Origin of the sequence: Streptomyces sp. NBC_00096 (genome assembly GCF_045041305.1) — a bacterium.
Taxonomy (GTDB): Bacteria; Actinomycetota; Actinomycetes; order Streptomycetales; family Streptomycetaceae; genus Streptomyces.
Window position 1 is genome coordinate 4,932,809 of record NZ_CP108221.1, and the last position, 15,267, is coordinate 4,948,075.

14 protein-coding genes and 2 pseudogenes are annotated in these 15,267 nt (G+C 73.2%); 7 read left to right on the top strand and 9 right to left on the bottom strand.

Annotation, left to right across the window (positions count from 1 at the left end; genetic code table 11):
- Nucleotides 1–121 precede the first annotated feature (121 nt).
- Complete coding sequence (locus tag OG904_RS21765) at nt 122–544, top strand: DUF2690 domain-containing protein (protein ID WP_405493434.1); 423 nt, start codon at nt 122–124, stop codon at nt 542–544.
- A 98-nt stretch (nt 545–642) separates the two neighbouring features.
- Complete coding sequence (locus OG904_RS21770) at nt 643–1,044, top strand: hypothetical protein (protein WP_405493436.1); 402 nt, start codon at nt 643–645, stop codon at nt 1,042–1,044.
- A 100-nt stretch (nt 1,045–1,144) separates the two neighbouring features.
- Here the strand turns inward: OG904_RS21770 and OG904_RS21775 are convergent, their stop codons facing one another.
- Nucleotides 1,145–2,587 (bottom strand): RNB domain-containing ribonuclease, encoded by a 1,443-nt coding sequence (locus OG904_RS21775; protein ID WP_405493438.1) that lies wholly within the window; start codon nt 2,585–2,587, stop codon nt 1,145–1,147.
- Between the two features lie 106 nt (nt 2,588–2,693).
- On the opposite strand from OG904_RS21775, the gene yaaA reads away from it, so the two are divergent.
- Nucleotides 2,694–3,494, top strand: coding sequence for a peroxide stress protein YaaA (gene yaaA / locus OG904_RS21780; RefSeq protein WP_405493440.1), 801 nt, complete (start codon nt 2,694–2,696; stop codon nt 3,492–3,494).
- Between the two features lie 142 nt (nt 3,495–3,636).
- Here the strand turns inward: yaaA and OG904_RS21785 are convergent, their stop codons facing one another.
- The gene (locus tag OG904_RS21785; protein ID WP_405493442.1) at nt 3,637–4,386 is read right to left on the bottom strand and encodes a bifunctional DNA primase/polymerase; all 750 of its coding nucleotides are present in this window, start codon (nt 4,384–4,386) and stop codon (nt 3,637–3,639) included.
- A 240-nt stretch (nt 4,387–4,626) separates the two neighbouring features.
- Nucleotides 4,627–4,728 (bottom strand): annotated as a pseudogene (locus OG904_RS21790) (TetR family transcriptional regulator); the annotation flags it as partial.
- Between the two features lie 129 nt (nt 4,729–4,857).
- On the opposite strand from OG904_RS21790, the pseudogene ddaH reads away from it, so the two are divergent.
- Nucleotides 4,858–5,694: pseudogene (gene ddaH, locus OG904_RS21795) on the top strand (dimethylargininase); the annotation flags it as partial.
- A gap of 21 nt (nt 5,695–5,715) precedes the next feature.
- Here ddaH and OG904_RS21800 read toward each other — a convergent pair.
- Nucleotides 5,716–6,720 (bottom strand): small ribosomal subunit Rsm22 family protein, encoded by a 1,005-nt coding sequence (locus OG904_RS21800; protein ID WP_405493444.1) that lies wholly within the window; start codon nt 6,718–6,720, stop codon nt 5,716–5,718.
- 265 nt (nt 6,721–6,985) lie between these two features.
- Nucleotides 6,986–8,281, bottom strand: coding sequence for a Bcr/CflA family multidrug efflux MFS transporter (locus OG904_RS21805; RefSeq protein ID WP_405493446.1), 1,296 nt, complete (start codon nt 8,279–8,281; stop codon nt 6,986–6,988).
- A 107-nt stretch (nt 8,282–8,388) separates the two neighbouring features.
- On the opposite strand from OG904_RS21805, the gene OG904_RS21810 reads away from it, so the two are divergent.
- From OG904_RS21810 to OG904_RS21820, 3 genes are all read left to right on the top strand, one after another.
- Nucleotides 8,389–9,159: an SDR family oxidoreductase gene (locus OG904_RS21810; RefSeq protein WP_405493448.1), complete on the top strand. Its 771-nt coding sequence runs from the start codon at nt 8,389–8,391 to the stop codon at nt 9,157–9,159.
- 111 nt (nt 9,160–9,270) lie between these two features.
- A complete protein-coding gene (locus OG904_RS21815; RefSeq protein WP_405493450.1) occupies nt 9,271–10,131 on the top strand; it encodes a PhzF family phenazine biosynthesis protein in 861 nt (286 codons plus the stop codon).
- Nucleotides 10,131–10,793 carry a GNAT family N-acetyltransferase gene (locus OG904_RS21820; RefSeq protein WP_405493452.1) on the top strand — a complete coding sequence of 221 codons (663 nt, stop codon included), beginning with the start codon at nt 10,131–10,133 and terminating at the stop codon, nt 10,791–10,793. Before OG904_RS21815 ends, OG904_RS21820 begins: the two co-directional genes overlap by 1 nt.
- Nucleotides 10,794–10,814: 21 nt before the next feature.
- Here OG904_RS21820 and efeU read toward each other — a convergent pair whose 3' ends face one another.
- The 4 genes from efeU to OG904_RS21840 all read right to left on the bottom strand — a co-directional run bounded on the left by efeU (nt 10,815) and on the right by OG904_RS21840 (nt 15,244).
- Entirely contained in the window at nt 10,815–11,663 is an 849-nt protein-coding gene (gene efeU / locus OG904_RS21825) for an iron uptake transporter permease EfeU (protein WP_405493454.1), read from the bottom strand.
- A gap of 18 nt (nt 11,664–11,681) precedes the next feature.
- The gene (gene efeB / locus OG904_RS21830) at nt 11,682–12,992 is read right to left on the bottom strand and encodes an iron uptake transporter deferrochelatase/peroxidase subunit (protein ID WP_405493456.1); all 1,311 of its coding nucleotides are present in this window, start codon (nt 12,990–12,992) and stop codon (nt 11,682–11,684) included.
- A 34-nt stretch (nt 12,993–13,026) separates the two neighbouring features.
- A complete protein-coding gene (gene efeO / locus OG904_RS21835; RefSeq protein ID WP_405493458.1) occupies nt 13,027–14,166 on the bottom strand; it encodes an iron uptake system protein EfeO in 1,140 nt (379 codons plus the stop codon).
- Between the two features lie 187 nt (nt 14,167–14,353).
- Entirely contained in the window at nt 14,354–15,244 is an 891-nt protein-coding gene (locus tag OG904_RS21840; protein ID WP_405498181.1) for a heme ABC transporter ATP-binding protein, read from the bottom strand.
- Nucleotides 15,245–15,267 lie beyond the last annotated feature (23 nt).

The window sequence follows — 15,267 nt, forward strand, 5'->3', positions numbered from 1 at the left end:
CGCAGGCCGGCACCCCGCCCAGCCTCCCGCCCCGCCCAGCCTCCCGCCCCGCCCCGCCTCCCGCCCCGCCCCGCCCCACTGAGCCCCGCCACGTCCCATTCCGCACGTCCGAGGAGATCTGATGAAGTCCACCACCAAGCACAAGCTGTCCGTCGCGCTGACCACGGCCGCCCTGGTCGCCGGGGGCCTGATGAGCGCCCCGGCCGCCTCCGCCGCCACCAGCTGTCTCGGCGCCACCTGCAACGGGCTCAACCCGGCCAACACCACCTGCCAGAACGACGCCCGCACCGTGCTGACCGGCCCGTTCCGGGGCGTGGAACTGCGCTACAGCCCCTCCTGCCGGGCCGCTTGGGGACGGTTCCCCAACGCGCCGAAGGGTTCGCACATCGACATCAAGAACAACCAGGGCAAGAAGTACACGACCAACGGCCCGTCCGGCGGCGGTACCTACTTCAGCGTGATGATCAACGACAAGGACGTGAAGGCCTGGGCGTGCGGGGTCTGGGACAACGACAACCAGGTCGAATGCACCGGGGACTACTGATGCGGCCCGGCCCCGCCGCGGCCGCCGCCGCGGCGGCGGCCACCGACCGCTGACCCCCGAAGTCCTGACCACCCCTCACACAGGAAGCCCCCACAACCATGCGCATCCTCCACGGCACCAAGAGCAAGGTCCTCGTCACCGGCGCCGCTCTGGCCGGCGCGCTCGCCCTCGCCGCCGGACCGGCGTACGCGTCCTCCACGAACGTCTCCGGCACGGTCGGCGGGAGCTACACGTACTACGGGACCGGGCGCACGATCACCGCCAACGGCTCCAACGTGTACCTCCAGATCAACAGCCTCGGCCTGGGCACGAAGGTCAAGTGGTACAAGTGCGACGACCGCTCCGTGCACGGCGCGGACGTGGAGGTGAACGACGGCCGCCGGCACCTGATCGGCTCCAACTTCAAGGCGGGCACCGTCTTCTGCCTGGCGGCCGCGGCCGACCTCAGCGAGACCAGGCTCACCTGGAGCGGCACCCTCAACTGGAACGTCTACTCCTGATCCGCGCACCCGGCCCACGACGGGCAGGCGGTCAGGCACGCGGCCGGTCGCCCCGCACCAGCGGGGGACCGGCCGCGCCGCGTTCCCGGCGGGCCCCGGCTTAGGCCGGGGCGAAGAGCACCTTCGCCCGCCCCGGGTCCGCCTCCGTCAGCCGGACCCTGATCCGTTCGCCCAGCGGCAGCGTCCCGGCGGTCGCCTCGATGCGGCCGACCACCGCCGGGTCCTCCAGGTGGACCGTGCCCACCAGCGGCTCCCGCTCCTTGACGTCGATGACCGTCGCCTCGAAGGTCTCCCCGACGTGGTCCTTGAGCAGCGCCGCCTCCACCAGGTCCACGGCCTCCCGCTCCGCGGTGTTCGCCAGCCGGGTGCCGTCCGCCATCTCCTTCGGCAGGGTGGCCAGCGCGGTCAGCGCCCACCCGGGGGGTTCGGTTCCCGCGACCGCGGCCACGCACAGCTCACCCGAGTACCGGTCGACGAGCCGGCGCAGCGGCGCGGTGCAGTGGGCGTACGGGGCCGCGACCGCCGCGTGCAGGACGGGGTCCGGGGTCTCGCCGCCGGTGAAGACGGTGTAGCCGGCGCCGCGCAGCAGGGCCGTGCACTCCTGGAGGAAGGCGGCGTGGGCGGGCACGTGCGGATCGAGCCCGCGCACGAGCTCCGCGTACGGGACGTGGTGCGGCCACTCGATCCGCAGTGCCTTCGCGGCCCGGCGCAGCCGTCCGACCGCCCCGTCGGGGGCGGACGGCAGGGTCCGCAGGATGCCGGACCCGGCGGCGAGCATCAGCTCGGCGGCCGCCATGCCGGTCATGAGGGAGATCTGCGCGTTCCAGCCGTCGGCCGGGAGCGGGGCCCGGTAGGCCAGGGTGTACGAGCCTCCGTGCTCCACGATCTCCTGCTCGGGGACGTTCAGCGAGATGCCCCCGCGCTCCGCCTCCAGCGCCTCGCGGAGCCGCCCGATCTCCTTCAGCAGGGCCAGCGGCTCCTCGGCGGTGCCCGCGTCGATGGCCTTCTGCACGCCGTCGTAGTCGAGCTTGGCCCGGCTGCGCACCCGTGCGCGGCGGACGTCGGTGTGCTCCACCCGGCCCTCGGCGTCCAGGTCGAGCCGCCACAGCAGGGCCGGGCAGGTCTCGTCGGGGAGCAGGCTGGCCGCGCCCTCCGAGAGGACGGCCGGGTGCAGCGGTACCTTCTCGTCGGGGAAGTAGAGGGTGGTGACCCGGCGGTGGGCCTCGGCGTCGAGGGCGCCGCCGGGGGTGACGTAGGCGGCGACGTCGGCGATGGCGTAGTGCACGCGGTAGCCACCGGAGGAACGCTTCGCCAGGTGCATGGCCTGGTCCAGATCGCGCGAGGTCGGGGGATCGATGGTGAAGAGGGGGAGATCGGTGGCGTCGAACTCCGGCAGGACCGGGTTGCGCACCGCCCGCTCCGCCTCGGCGAGTACCGGCGCCGGGAACTCCTCCGGCACCTCCAGCTTCGTCCGCAGTTCACGCAGCGCGGCCCGCAGGGCAGTCCCGTCTGCGCCGGTCATGATCATGTGACGGCGTGGCATGAGCCGAGCCTATGGCCGGTGGGCCCGGGCGGCACGGTGAGCCGTCTACCCTGGTTCGGGGCCGCACCCCCGCCGCTGTGCCGTGCCCGTCCGAAGGAGAACCACCGTGCTCGTGCTGCTGCCGCCGTCCGAAGGAAAGGCCGCCGGCGGCTCCGGCGCACCGCTGAAGCCGGAAACGCTGTCGCTGCCGGGGCTGGCCGCGGCGCGGGCGGCGGTGCTGGAGGAGCTGGTCGAGCTGTGCGTGGGCGACGAGCTCAAGGCCCGTGAGGTCCTGGGTCTGAGCGAGGGCCTGCGCGGTGAGGTCGCCAAGAACACGGAGCTGCTGACCGCGGTGGCCCGCCCGGCGGGGGAGATCTACACGGGCGTCCTCTACGACGCGCTGGGCCTGTCGACCCTGACGCCCGCGGCGGCGTCCCTGGCCTCCGAATCCCTGCTGGTCTTCTCGGGCCTGTGGGGAGCGGTCGGCGTCGCGGACCGCATCCCCTCCTACCGCTGTTCGATGGGCGTGAAGCTGCCGGGGCTGGGGGCGCTCGGCGCGTTCTGGCGCGAACCGATGGCCTCGGTGATGCCGCAGGCGGCGGGGGAGGGCCTGGTCCTGGACCTGCGGTCCTCCGCGTACGCCTCCGCGTGGAAGCCGAAGGGCGAGGTGGCGGGGCGGACGGCCACGGTCCGGGTGCTGCACTCGCAGCTGGTCGACGGCGTGGAGAAGCGGTCGGTGGTGAGCCACTTCAACAAGGCCACCAAGGGCCGCCTGGTCCGCGACCTGCTGTCGGCGCGGGCGGTGCCCGCCTCCCCGGCGGAGCTCGTGACGGCCCTGCGCGACCTGGGCTTCACGGTGGAGGCCGAGGCCCCCGCGAAGGCGGGCAAGGCCTGGTCGCTCGACGTGGTCGTGACCCAGATCCACTGATCCGGCGGCTCGCCGTCCCCCGGGCCGCCGACCGGCCCGGGGCCACGGCCGGCCCCCGGGATACGAGGCCGGCCCTGGGGGAAGCGGCCGGCCCTTTCGGATCGCGCCGCAGGCTCGACCGACAAGATCCGAAAGGGGCGGACTAACGGCCCAGGGGCCAGGCCACCGCCGCCGGGGCGTGGCCGCTGGTGCCCGCGTACGTGGCGCACGCGTCCGTCAGCGTCTCCAGCAGGGTCAGCGGGTCGACGAGCGGGTGCTCCAGGCCGCGCAGCCAGGCCACCGACAGGTCACCGGGGAGGGCGGCCGGCGGCACCAGTACGTAGCTGCCGCGGCAGTGCCAGCGCAGTCCGGGGTGCTCGTCCATCGTCTCGGGGTGGCAGTCCAGTTCGCAGGGCCACCACTCGTCCTCGTCCTCGGGCGTTCCGCGGGTGGCCGTGAAGAAGAGCATCCGGGCCTGGTCGCCCGTACCGCCCGACTCGGCGACGGGGCCCACCTCGATGCCGGCGGCCAGCAGTCGCTCCAGCGCGCTGCGGCCCGCCTCCAGCGGCACGTCCAGCACGTCGTGGACCATGCCCGTCGCGGTGATGAAGTTGGCCGAGGGCTGATTGTGCGCCCAGCGCTCGATCTGCGCACGGTCCGTCGTGGACTGCGTCTGCCAGGCGAAGGAGATGGGATGCCGTGCGGGCGTCGGACAGCCGATCCGGTCGCACGAACATCGGTAGCCGGCCGGATGTGCGGCCGGCGAGAGCGGCAGACCCGCCGCGGCGGCGGCCAGCAGCAGGGCCTCGCGTTCTCGTCCGGGGTCCTCGGCGTCGGGTTTCGGCTTGCGGCGCAGCCACTGGGAAATCCTGCTCTGCTCGCCGCGTTTGACGCGGCCCGACTCAGACCCCATCTATCCCCTCACCTACACCGTTGCCCCGGCAGACCCTCACATGGTCCCACCATCCTGGGTGACGGGTGACCGCACCCCCCGGTCCGGGCTCCCACATAACCACAGAATTCGGCCGTATGTTCTCGGCCATGGGTGGGTCATGACCTTTCCCACGTCCGCCGCCACACCGGCCCCGCCCGGGCCCACCGCGGTCCCGCCCCTGGTCAGGGCCCTGGTCAGGGCCCGGTCAGGTCCCCGGCCGGGCGCCGCGCCCGCCCCGCCCAGAACCGAGTCCACGAGCGCGTCCGCATACGCGTGCGTGAGCGGCGCCGTGCGCAGCAGCCACCGGTACGTCAGCGGCCCCGGTCAGGGCGCGCGCGGGGGCCGTGGCTCATTTCGGCAACCCGCCAACCCGGTACCTCGCGTCTTTCAGCCGTTCAGAAAACCACCCAATCAGTTCACTGCGCCGCCAGCGCGGAGGAGAGACGATTCTCTTCTCATCACCGTGAGGAGCCTTCGTTGCGCAGAGACGCCACACCCCGGCGCTACCTGATGTGCCCGCCCGCACACTTCAAGGTCACGTACTCCATCAACCCGTGGATGGATCCCACGAAACCGGTGGACCTGCCCCTCGCCCAGGCCCAGTGGGAGGACCTGCGCGACCGCTACCGGGCCCTCGGCCACACCGTCGAGACCCTCGTCCCCGACCGCGAGCTGCCCGACATGGTGTTCGCGGCGAACGGCGCGCTCGTCGTCGACGGCCGCGTACTGGGCGCGCGGTTCGCCTATCCGGAACGGGCCGCCGAGGCGGAGATCCATCTCGACTGGTTCCGGAGCAACGGCTTCCAGGACGTCCACGAGCCGTCCCACGTCAACGAGGGCGAGGGCGACTTCGCCGTCACCGCCACCTACATCCTGGCGGGCCGGGGCTTCCGCTCCAGCCCGCTCTCGCACGACGAGGCCCAGGAGTTCTTCGGCCGCCCGGTCATCGGTCTCGACCTGGTCGACCCGCGCTACTACCACCTGGACACGGCGCTGTCCGTGCTCGACGGCGACGAGATCATGTACTACCCGGGCGCCTTCTCCGAGGGCAGCCGGGCGGTACTGCGCCGGCTCTTCCCGGACGCGCTGATCGCCGAAGCCGAGGACGCGGCCGCCCTCGGGCTCAACGCCGTCTCGGACGGCCGGCACGTACTGCTCCCGCAGGAGGCCACCGGACTGTTCGCACCCCTGCGGGCGCGGGGGTTCGAGCCGGTCCCGATGGACCTGGGGGAGCTGCTCAAGGGAGGTGGCAGCGTGAAGTGCTGCACGCAGGAGCTGCGGCCCTAGCGGCCCTGGCTGCCCGGCCGCCTACGCCTCCTGCGGAGGCGGCCATTCCTGGCCCCAGTCGGCGTCCCGCGCCGACTTGTACAGGTCACCGTGGCGCTTGGTCACGTTGACCCGGGTCAGGCCCTCGCCCTGCGGGCCGCACAGCTCCAGCAGGACCAGCCCCTTCCGGATCTGCGGTCTGCGCGTGATCCGGGAGGCGGCCGGTTCCACCGGGAACCGGGTCGCGGCCACGTAGCTGAACTTCTCGTCCTCGTACGGGAGGGAGCCGCCCTTGACCTTGCGGTGCAGGGAGGACCGGCTGACCCGGGCCGAGAAGTGGCACCAGTCCTTTCCGACCTCGATCGGGCAGGTCCCGTCGTGCGGGCACGGCGCCGCGACCCGCAGCCCGGCCTCGATCAGCTGGTCGCGGGCCTCGCGGACGCGCAGGTAGCCCTCGGGCGTGCCCGGCTCCACGAGCACCACGGCCTGTCCGGCCCGCGCCGCCTCGGCGATGACCTCGCGGCGGGCCTCCGGGGTGAGTTCGCCCAGCACGTACGACACCGTCACCAGGTCCGCCGCGGGCAGCGTCAGCCCGGCCCCGATGACCGTCCGCCGCCACTCGGCGCCCCGCAGCGCGGGGGAGGAGGAAGCCGCGGCCAGCTCCTTGCCGAGGACCAGCGCCGGGTCCGCCCAGTCCAGCACCGCGGTCTCCCGCGGCCCGTCCCAGGTGGCGTCCACCGCCCAGGCCGCGGCGCCGGTACCGCCGCCGACGTCCACGTGCGAGGCCGGGGACCAGTCCGGCGCCGCTTCGGCGAGCGCGTCCAGGGCGGACCGTACGGCCTCGAAGGTGGCGGGCATCCGGTACGCCGCGTACGCCGCCACGTCCGAGCGGTCCCGCAGGACGGGCGCGTTGGTCGGGGTCTGGCCGCGGTAGTTGGCGATGAGCCGGTCGACTGCGGCCGTGGCCTGCTTCGGCGGGAGTCCGTCGAGGAGTCCCGCGAGCGCGCTGCGGAGGGTGTCGGAGGAGGTGGGGGCGGAGTGGTTCACCCGCGAAGTTTACGGCGCGGCTGCCCTGGCCGGGCCCCGGACCCCACACCCCGGGCGGCGCCGGGGCCGACATGCGGGGCTCCGCCCCGGCCCCCGCGCCTGAGGCGGCGCCGGGGCCCACGGGGAGCCCCGCCCGAGTCCCCGCGCCTCGGGCGGGGCCGGGCCCACGGCCGGGCCCACGGCCGGGGCCCGGCCGTGGGCCGACGGCCGGGGCTCCGCCCGGGTCCCGTGCCTCGGGCTGCGGTGGAGCCCCGGGGGCCGGGGCTCAGGCTGCGGTGGAGCCGGAGCGCCAGGGGCGGCACAGGACGGTGAAGCAGAGCACCGCCAGGAGGGAGCAGGTCAGCTGCACCACCGCCATCGGCACCGCCGTGTCCTCACCGGCGATCCCGACCAGCGGCGAGGCCACCGCCCCGACCAGGAAGGAGGAGGTGCCGAGCAGGGCGGAGGCGGAGCCGGCCGCGTGCGGGGCGCGCATCAGCGCCTGCGCGTTGGTGTTCGGCAGCACCAGGCCCATCGCGGACATCAGCACGAACAGCCCGGCGCACACCGGGAAGAGCCCGACCTCGCCGAAGACCCCGGCCGACATCAGCAGCAGCGCCACCGAGGCGGCGGTGATGACCGCGAGGCCGTACCCCAGGACCTTGTCCAGGCTGACCCGGCCCACCAGCAGCTTGCCGTTGACCTGGCCCACCGCGATCAGGCCGACCGAGTTGATGCCGAACAGCAGGCTGAAGGTCTGCGGCGAGGCCCCGTAGATCTCCTGCACGACGAAGGGCGAGGCGGAGATGTAGGAGAAGAGCACCGCGAAGGAGAACCCGCCGGCCAGCGTGTAGCCGGTGAAGACCCGGTCGGCGAAGAGCCCCCGCATCGTCAGCAGCGCGGCGCCGACACCGCCGGTCTGACGCCGTTCGGGCGGCAGCGTCTCGTCCAGTCCCCGCCAGACGGTGAGGGTCAGCACGGCCCCGACGACGGTCAGGACGGCGAACACCCCGCGCCAGTCGGCGAAGCGCAGCACCTGGCCGCCGATGAGCGGGGCGATGATCGGCGCCACGCCGGATATGAGCATCAGGGTGGAGAAGAACCGGGCCATCTCGACCCCGTCGTACAGGTCGCGCACGACGGCCCGCGCGATCACGATCGCGGCCGCCCCGGCCAGGCCCTGGAGTAGGCGGAAGCCGATCAGCAGCTCGGCGGTCGGGGCGAAGGCACAGGTGGCGGTGGCCAGGACGTAGACGACCATGCCGATCAGCAGCGGACGGCGGCGGCCCCATTTGTCGCTCATCGGGCCGATGACCAGCTGGCCCAGCGCCATGCCGGCGAGGCAGGCCGTGAGGGTGAGCTGGACGGTCGAGGCCGGGCTGTTCAGGGCGGTGGTCACCGCCGGCAGTGCCGGCAGGTACATGTCCATGGACAGCGGGGGCAGCGCCGTCAGCCCGCCGAGGATGAAGGTGACCAGCAGTCCGGTCCGGCGGGCGGTCGTCAGGGACGCGGTGGTGGTGGGGGAGGGGTTCGAGGGCGACGGGTCCTTCGAGGGCGCTGTCGCGGGGCCTCTCTCCGGCATGCGGAACTCCAGTCTTGTCATCATTTTTTAGCACCCCTGCCGCCCCATGCTCTCAGCAATCGGAACGTCCCGGGCCCGCGCCCGCATGTGACGTAACCTGCGGCCCCATGAACGCACGTGTGAAGAAGACCGCCGTAGTGACCGGGGCCGGCTCGGGGATCGGCCGCTCCGTGGCCCTCGCCCTCGCCGCCGCCGGCTGGTCGGTGGCCGTGGCCGGCCGCCGCACCGAGCCGCTGGAGGAGACCGCCGCGGCCGCCAGGGCCGCGGACACGGGCGCCGACGTGCTGTGCGTACGGGCCGACGTGAGCGATCCGCACGACGTGGCCGCACTGTTCGCGGCCGTCCGCGAGCGCTACGGGCGGCTCGACCTGCTCTTCAACAACGCGGGCACCTTCGGCCCGGCCGGGGTCGCGCTGGAGGACATCTCCTACGAGGACTGGCGCTCGGTGGTCGACGTCAACCTCACCGGCGCCTTCCTCTGCGCGCAGGCGGCCTTCCGGGTGATGAAGGCCCAGGACCCGCAGGGCGGCCGCATCATCAACAACGGCTCCATCTCCGCGCACGTGCCCCGGCCGAACTCCATCGCCTACACCGCGACCAAGCACGCCATGACCGGCCTGACGAAGTCGCTGTCGCTGGACGGGCGCCCGTACCGGATCGCGTGCGGGCAGATCGACATCGGCAACGCGGCCACCGAGATGACCGAGCGCATGCAGAGCGGGATCATGCAGGCCAACGGGCAGTACGCGGTGGAGCCCGTGATGGACGCCGCCGACGTGGCGCGCACCGTGCTCCACATGGCCGAGCTGCCGCTGGGGGCGAACGTGCAGTTCGCGACGGTGATGGCCACCGCGATGCCGTACATCGGGCGCGGCTGACCCCTTCCGCACCCGCCCCCCGGTCCGCCCGCACGCCGGGCCCCGTCCCGGCCCGCGGGATCCCGGCCGGATCCGGGAATGCGGCACCGGGGGCCCCGGGTTGAGCCGATCATGACGACTGAGGTACTGCGCTACACCGCCTTCTCCGACGACCCCGCCGGCGGCAACCCCGCCGGGGTCGTGCTCGACGCGGCCGGTCTGGACGGGGCCGCCATGCTGGAGATCGCCGCCGGGCTGGGCTACAGCGAGACGGCCTTCCTCACCGCCCCGCCCGAGGACCTGGGCGGCGCCGAGGGCCGGGCCTTCACCGTGCGCTACTTCAGCCCCAAGGCCGAGGTCCCCTTCTGCGGGCACGCCACCGTGGCCACCGCCGTCGCGCTGGGCGAGCGGATCGGCCCCGGCGAGCTGGTCTTCGCGACCCGGGCGGGCACGGTGCCGGTGTCGGTGACCCGGGAGGGCGAGGGGCTGCGGGCCACCCTGACCAGCGTCGAGCCGCACACCGAGGCCCTGGACCCGGCCGATCTCGCCGAGGCGCTGGCCGCGCTCGACTGGCCGGCCGCCGACCTGGACCCGGCCTTCGAGCCGCGGATCGCCTACGCCGGGGCCCGCCACCTGGTGCTCGCCGCCGCCACCCGGGCCCGGCTCGCGGAGCTCTCGTACGACTTCGCCCGGCTGGAGGCCCTGATGCGGCGCCTCGACCTGACCACCGTGCAGCTCGCGCACCGGGCGGGCCCGGCCGAGTTCCACGTACGGAACCCCTTCCCGGTCGGCGGCGTGGTCGAGGATCCGGCGACCGGCGCCGCCGCGGCCGCCTTCGGGGCGTACGCGCGCGAGCTCGGCCTGGTCCCGGCCGACGCCGTCCTCACCCTCCACCAGGGCGCGGACATGGGCCGCCCCGGCCTGCTGACCGTCGAGCTGCGCTCCGGGGATCCCCGGGTCCGGGTCGGCGGCGCGGGTACGAGGATCCCGTAGTGCCGGCCGGGATGTCCGTCGAGTTCCACGAGACCCTGCCCGCCGGGCTCGCCGCGCAGGTGGCGGTCCTGGAGCAGCAGGCCTGGCCGGGGTCGAGCCCCGGACACGATCCGGCGCTCGACCCGCTCGCGGTGCTGCTGCTGGACGGGCAGGGGCGGGTCGCCGCCTCGCTGGCGCTGCTGTACAAGACGGTCGGGCTCGCGGACGGGCGCACGTACCGCGCGGCCGGGCTGAGCGCCGTGGTCACGCGCCCCGACGTACGCGGGCGCGGGTACGGGGCCCGGCTGGTGGCGGCGGCCCGTGCGGCGCTCGCCGCCGATCCGGCGGTGGACCTGGTGCTGTTCAGCTGCGACCGGGAACTGGTCCCGTTCTACGAGGCGGCCGGCTTCGAGGTCCTTCCCGGCACGGTCCTGGTCGGCGGGACCCCCGCGGACCCCCTCGCGACGGACGCCCCGGGCATGGACAAGACCGTCCTCGGGACGTTCTTCGAAAACCCCGGACCCGCTGAAACCCACGGACACGCTGAAACCCACGGAACCGCTGAAACCCACGGACACGCCGAAACCCACGGACACGCCGAAGGCCGCGCGGACCGGGTCCGCGCGGCCTTCACCGGCATTCGTGTCCCGCTCCACCCGGGGACGCTCGACCGGCTCTGGTGAGCGGCGACCGGCCCGGCCGGGTCAGGAGCGGCTGGGCTCCGGCTTCGTCTCCGTCTCCGGCTTGGCACGCTTGACCAGCGACGGGGCCAGGAACAGCGTGAGCACCGGGATCAGGTACAGCGCCCACACCACCAGCTGGAACACGGTCGGGTCCGGCTGGAAGTTGAAGGTGCCCTTCAGCAGGGTCCCGTACCAGCTGTCCGGCGGGATCGCCGAGCTGATGTCGAAGGCCTTGTCGCCCAGCCCCGGCAGGAAGTCGGCCTCCTGCAGGTCGTGCACGCCGTACGCGAGCACGCCCGCGGCGACCACGACCAGCATGCCGCCGGTCCAGGTGAAGAACTTCGACAGGTTGATCTTCAGCGCGCCCCGGTAGAACAGCCAGCCCAGCAGGATCGACGATCCGATGCCGAGCAGTACGCCGATCAGCGGGCCCGCGCCGTTCCCGGCCGCGTGCACCGAACGCCACACGAACAGCGAGGTCTCCAGGCCCTCCCGGCCGACGGCCAGGAACGCCGTGGTCACCAGGGCGCCGGTGCCCATCGCGAGCGCGGCGTCGAGCTTGCCCTGGAGCTCGGACTTCAGGTTCCGCGCGGTGCGCTTCATCCAGAAGACCATCCAGGTGACCAGCCCGACCGAGATGATCGACAGGCTGCCGCCGATGGCTTCCTGCGCCTTGAAGTCCAGCTCCTGCGTGCCGAATTCCAGACCCGCGCCGAAGGCCAGCGACAAGGCGGCGGCCAGGCCGACGCCCAGCCACAGCGGCACCAGCTTGTTCTGGTTGCCGGTCTTGACCAGGTACGCGATGAGGATGCAGACGACGAGGCTGGCCTCCAGCCCCTCGCGCAGACCGATCAGATAGTTGCTGAACACTTCGGTTCTCCCCGTCCCTTACGCGAACAGCGCCCGGCCCCACCAGTCGTCCTTGTCACGGACGCCCGGCGGGACGGCGAAGACGGCCGAACCCACGTGCTGGATGTATTCGTTGAGCGAGTCGTTCTTGGACAGGTTCCGCTGGAGCGTGATGAACCCCTTGCGGACGTCACGCTGGTAGGCCAGGAAGAACAGGCCCGCGTCGAGGCGGCCCAGCCCGTCCGTGCCGTCGGTGAAGGAGTACCCGCGGCGCAGGATCGTCGCGCCGCTGTTGCTGTCCGGGTGGGCGAGGCGGACGTGCGCGTCCGGCTTCATCGCCTTCAGGAACGGCTCGTCGCGCTCCTTGGACTTGCCCACGGGGGCACCCTCGCCCTTGTCGCGGCCGATGATGTCCTCCTGCTCACCGAGCGAGGTGCGGTCCCAGGTCTCGATGTGCATCCGGATGCGCCGGGCGACCAGGTACGAGCCGCCGGTCAGCCAGTCGCTGCCGTCGCCCGCGCCGACCCACACGTGCTTGTCCAGCGCCGCGGCGTCGGTGCCCGAGACGTTCCGGGTGCCGTCCTTGAACCCCATCATGTTGCGCGGGGTCTGCGCGTCCGGGGTGGTCGAGGAGGTCTTGCCGAAGCCGAGCTGCGACCAGCGCACCGCGATCTTGCCGAAGCCGATGCGGGCGAGCTGGCGGATGGCGTGCACCGCGACCTGCGGGTCGTCGGCGCAGGCCTGGACGCACAGGTCGCCGCCCGAGCGGGCCGGGTCGAGGTTGTCGCCGGGGAAGGCCTCCAGTTCCACCAGGGCGTCGGGGCGCTTGCCCTCCAGGCCGAAGCGGCCCTTGGCGAACAGGCCGGGCCCGAAACCGATGGTCAGGGTGAGGCGGGAGGCCTTCAGCCCGAGCGCCTCGCCCGTGTCGTCCGGCGGGGCCTGCGGGAGGCCGCCGTAGCCGCCCTCGCCGACCGGGTGGCCGGCCGTCATCAGCCGGGCCGCCTCGGTCCAGTCCTTCAGGAGCTTGATCAGCTCCGCGCGGTCCTTCGTCTTCACGTCGAAGGCGGCGAAGTGCAGGCGGTCCTGGACGGCGCTGGCGATGCCGGCCTGGTGCTCGCCGTGGAACGGCACGGCCGCGCCGGCCGAGGCCGCCGAGACCATGCCGGGGCCCGAGTGCAGTGCGGCGGCCGTACCGCCGGCCGCCGCGGCGCCGAGCGCGAGGCCCGCGCCGCCCCAGCCCAGGACGGAGCGGCGCGAGGGCGCGCCCTTGGCCTGCTCCGGCGCGTTGTCGGGCGCGCCGTCTCCCGCGGAACCCTGCTCGGGTCCCGGCTCGGACACTGACTCGCTCATGGGGCCTCTCCCGCCTGCTCTGCTGATACCGGTGTTACTTCGCGACCGCGGCGGCGAGCTTCGAGAGCGGCTCGGCCAGCGCGTTGACGCCGTCGGAGAGCTCCTTGCGCTCGGCCTCGCCGACCTTGTCGTAAGCGGTGAACTCGTACGCGGCCTTGTTCGGGCGGTACTTCTCCAGCAGGTTGTTCAGCGCCGCGAACTGCTTGTCGAGCTCGGTGGAGAGCGTGGGGTCGTTCTTCGCGGCGATGGGCTTGAGCAGCTCGTACGCCTTCTCGGCACCCTCGACGTTGGCCTTGAAGTCGACCAGGTCGGTGTGGCTGTAGCGGTCCTCCTCGCCGGTGACCTTGCCGGTGGCGACCTCGTCGAGGAGCTCCTTGGCGCCGTTCGCCATCGAGGTGGGGGTGATCTCCGCCTGGCCGACCTTCTTCTGCCATTCGGCCAGGTCGGTCATCAGGGTCTCGGCGAGCTTCTTGTCCGCGTCGTCGATCTTGTTGTCGGCGAACAGGGACTTCTCCAGCTTGTGCCAGCCGGTCCACTCCTGGTTCGGCTCCAGGCCGTCCTCGCGGACGTCGACCTTCGGGTCGATGTCACCGAAGGACTCGGCGACCGGCTCGGTGCGCTCCCAGCCGACGCGGGAGAGCGAGTACGCCTTCTTCGCGGCTTCCACGTCGCCGGCCTTGATCGCGTCCGCGAAGGCCTGCGCCTTGGGGATGGTCTCGTCGGCCTGCTCCTGCACGTACTTGCGGTACGCGGCGACGGCGGCGTCGGCCTCGGGGCTGCGCTTCTCGGCGGTGCCCGAGCCGGTGGCCTTGACGGACTGGCGGATGCCGTCGCCCTTCATGCCGGGCTTGCAGGCGATCTCGTAGTCGCCCGCCTTGAGCTCGGCGGTGATGGTGGCCTTGGTGCCGGGGCCGATGTTCTCGCGCTCGGCGACGATGCGGTCGTCGGGGAAGAGGACGTAGAGCTCGGTGACCTTGGAGCCCTTGTTCTCCACCTCGAAGGCGACCTTGCCCGCGGGGAACTCCTTCGCGGAGACCTCGCAGGCGGAGTCGGAAGCCGCGACCTTGATCGTGCCGTCGCCGGACGCGTCGCTCTTCTCGGAGCAGCCGGTGACCGCGGAGAGGGCGGCCACGACGGCGGCCGCGGTGAGGACGGTGAGGCGGGCGGGTCGCATAGGGGGCTCCTGGCAGTCTGGCGTTCGGCAGACGGCCGCCCCGATCGGGTGGGGGCAGCCGGTGAGGCGGACCTAACTTAACCGAGGCTTACCTGACCTATACCCGTACGTCCAGTGATTCAGCCCACACCTGCCACCACCGGACACGGAGGCATCACGGGTGCCCCATGGCCGCTCCACGGAAAGGTCAAGCGGGGGTCAAGCCCATGGAGTCGTTCCGTACGGCGGAACGGTTCCCTCCGCAGCGGTCCCCGGCAGAACGGTCCTCCCGCACCGGGACCACCAGCGGAGCCCCGGTGCGCGGGTGGGGGAGGACCTCCACCGGCTGGCGGTAGACCCGGCTCAGCAGCCCGTCCTCGAACACCTCCGCCGGCGGTCCGTCCGCCGCGATCCGGCCGTCGTGCAGGACCGCGACCCGGTCCGCGTACGCCGCGGCCAGACCCAGGTCGTGCAGGACCACCACGACCCCGTCCCCGGCCGCCGCCCGCTCCCGGCAGATCCGCAGCACCAGCTCCTGGTGGCGCAGGTCCAGTGCCGCCGTCGGCTCGTCGAGCAGCAGCAGCGGGGCCCGCTGGGCCAGTACGCGGGCCAGCGCGGCCCGGGCCCGCTCGCCGCCCGAGAGCGCCGAGAAGGGCCGGGCAGCGAAGCCCGTCACCTCGGTGGCGGCCATGGCGGCGGCCACCGCCTCGTCGTCGGAGTCGCAGAGCGCGGTCCCCGCCCAGGGGGCGCGGCCCATCCGCACGACGTCCTCCACCGGAAAAGGGAAGGACAGCGCGGCCGATTGGGGGAGCACCGCCCGGCGCAGGGCCAGATCGGGAGCCGACCACCCGCCCACCGGGCGGCCGTCGATCCGGACCTCCCCGGAGGCGGCCGGCAGGTCCGCGGAGAGCGCCGCCAGCAGGGTGGACTTGCCCGCACCGTTCGGCCCGACCAGGGCCAGCACCTCCCCGGCCCGGACGGTCAGTCCGATCCCGGCGAGCACCTCGCGCTGCCCGAGCCGTACGTGGAGGTCCACGGCCTCGGCGAGCGGGGCGCCGGGGGCCGGGCGGGCCGGGACGGCCCGCTTGCTGCCGCGCAGTGCGGCGAAGCCGAATCGGAACG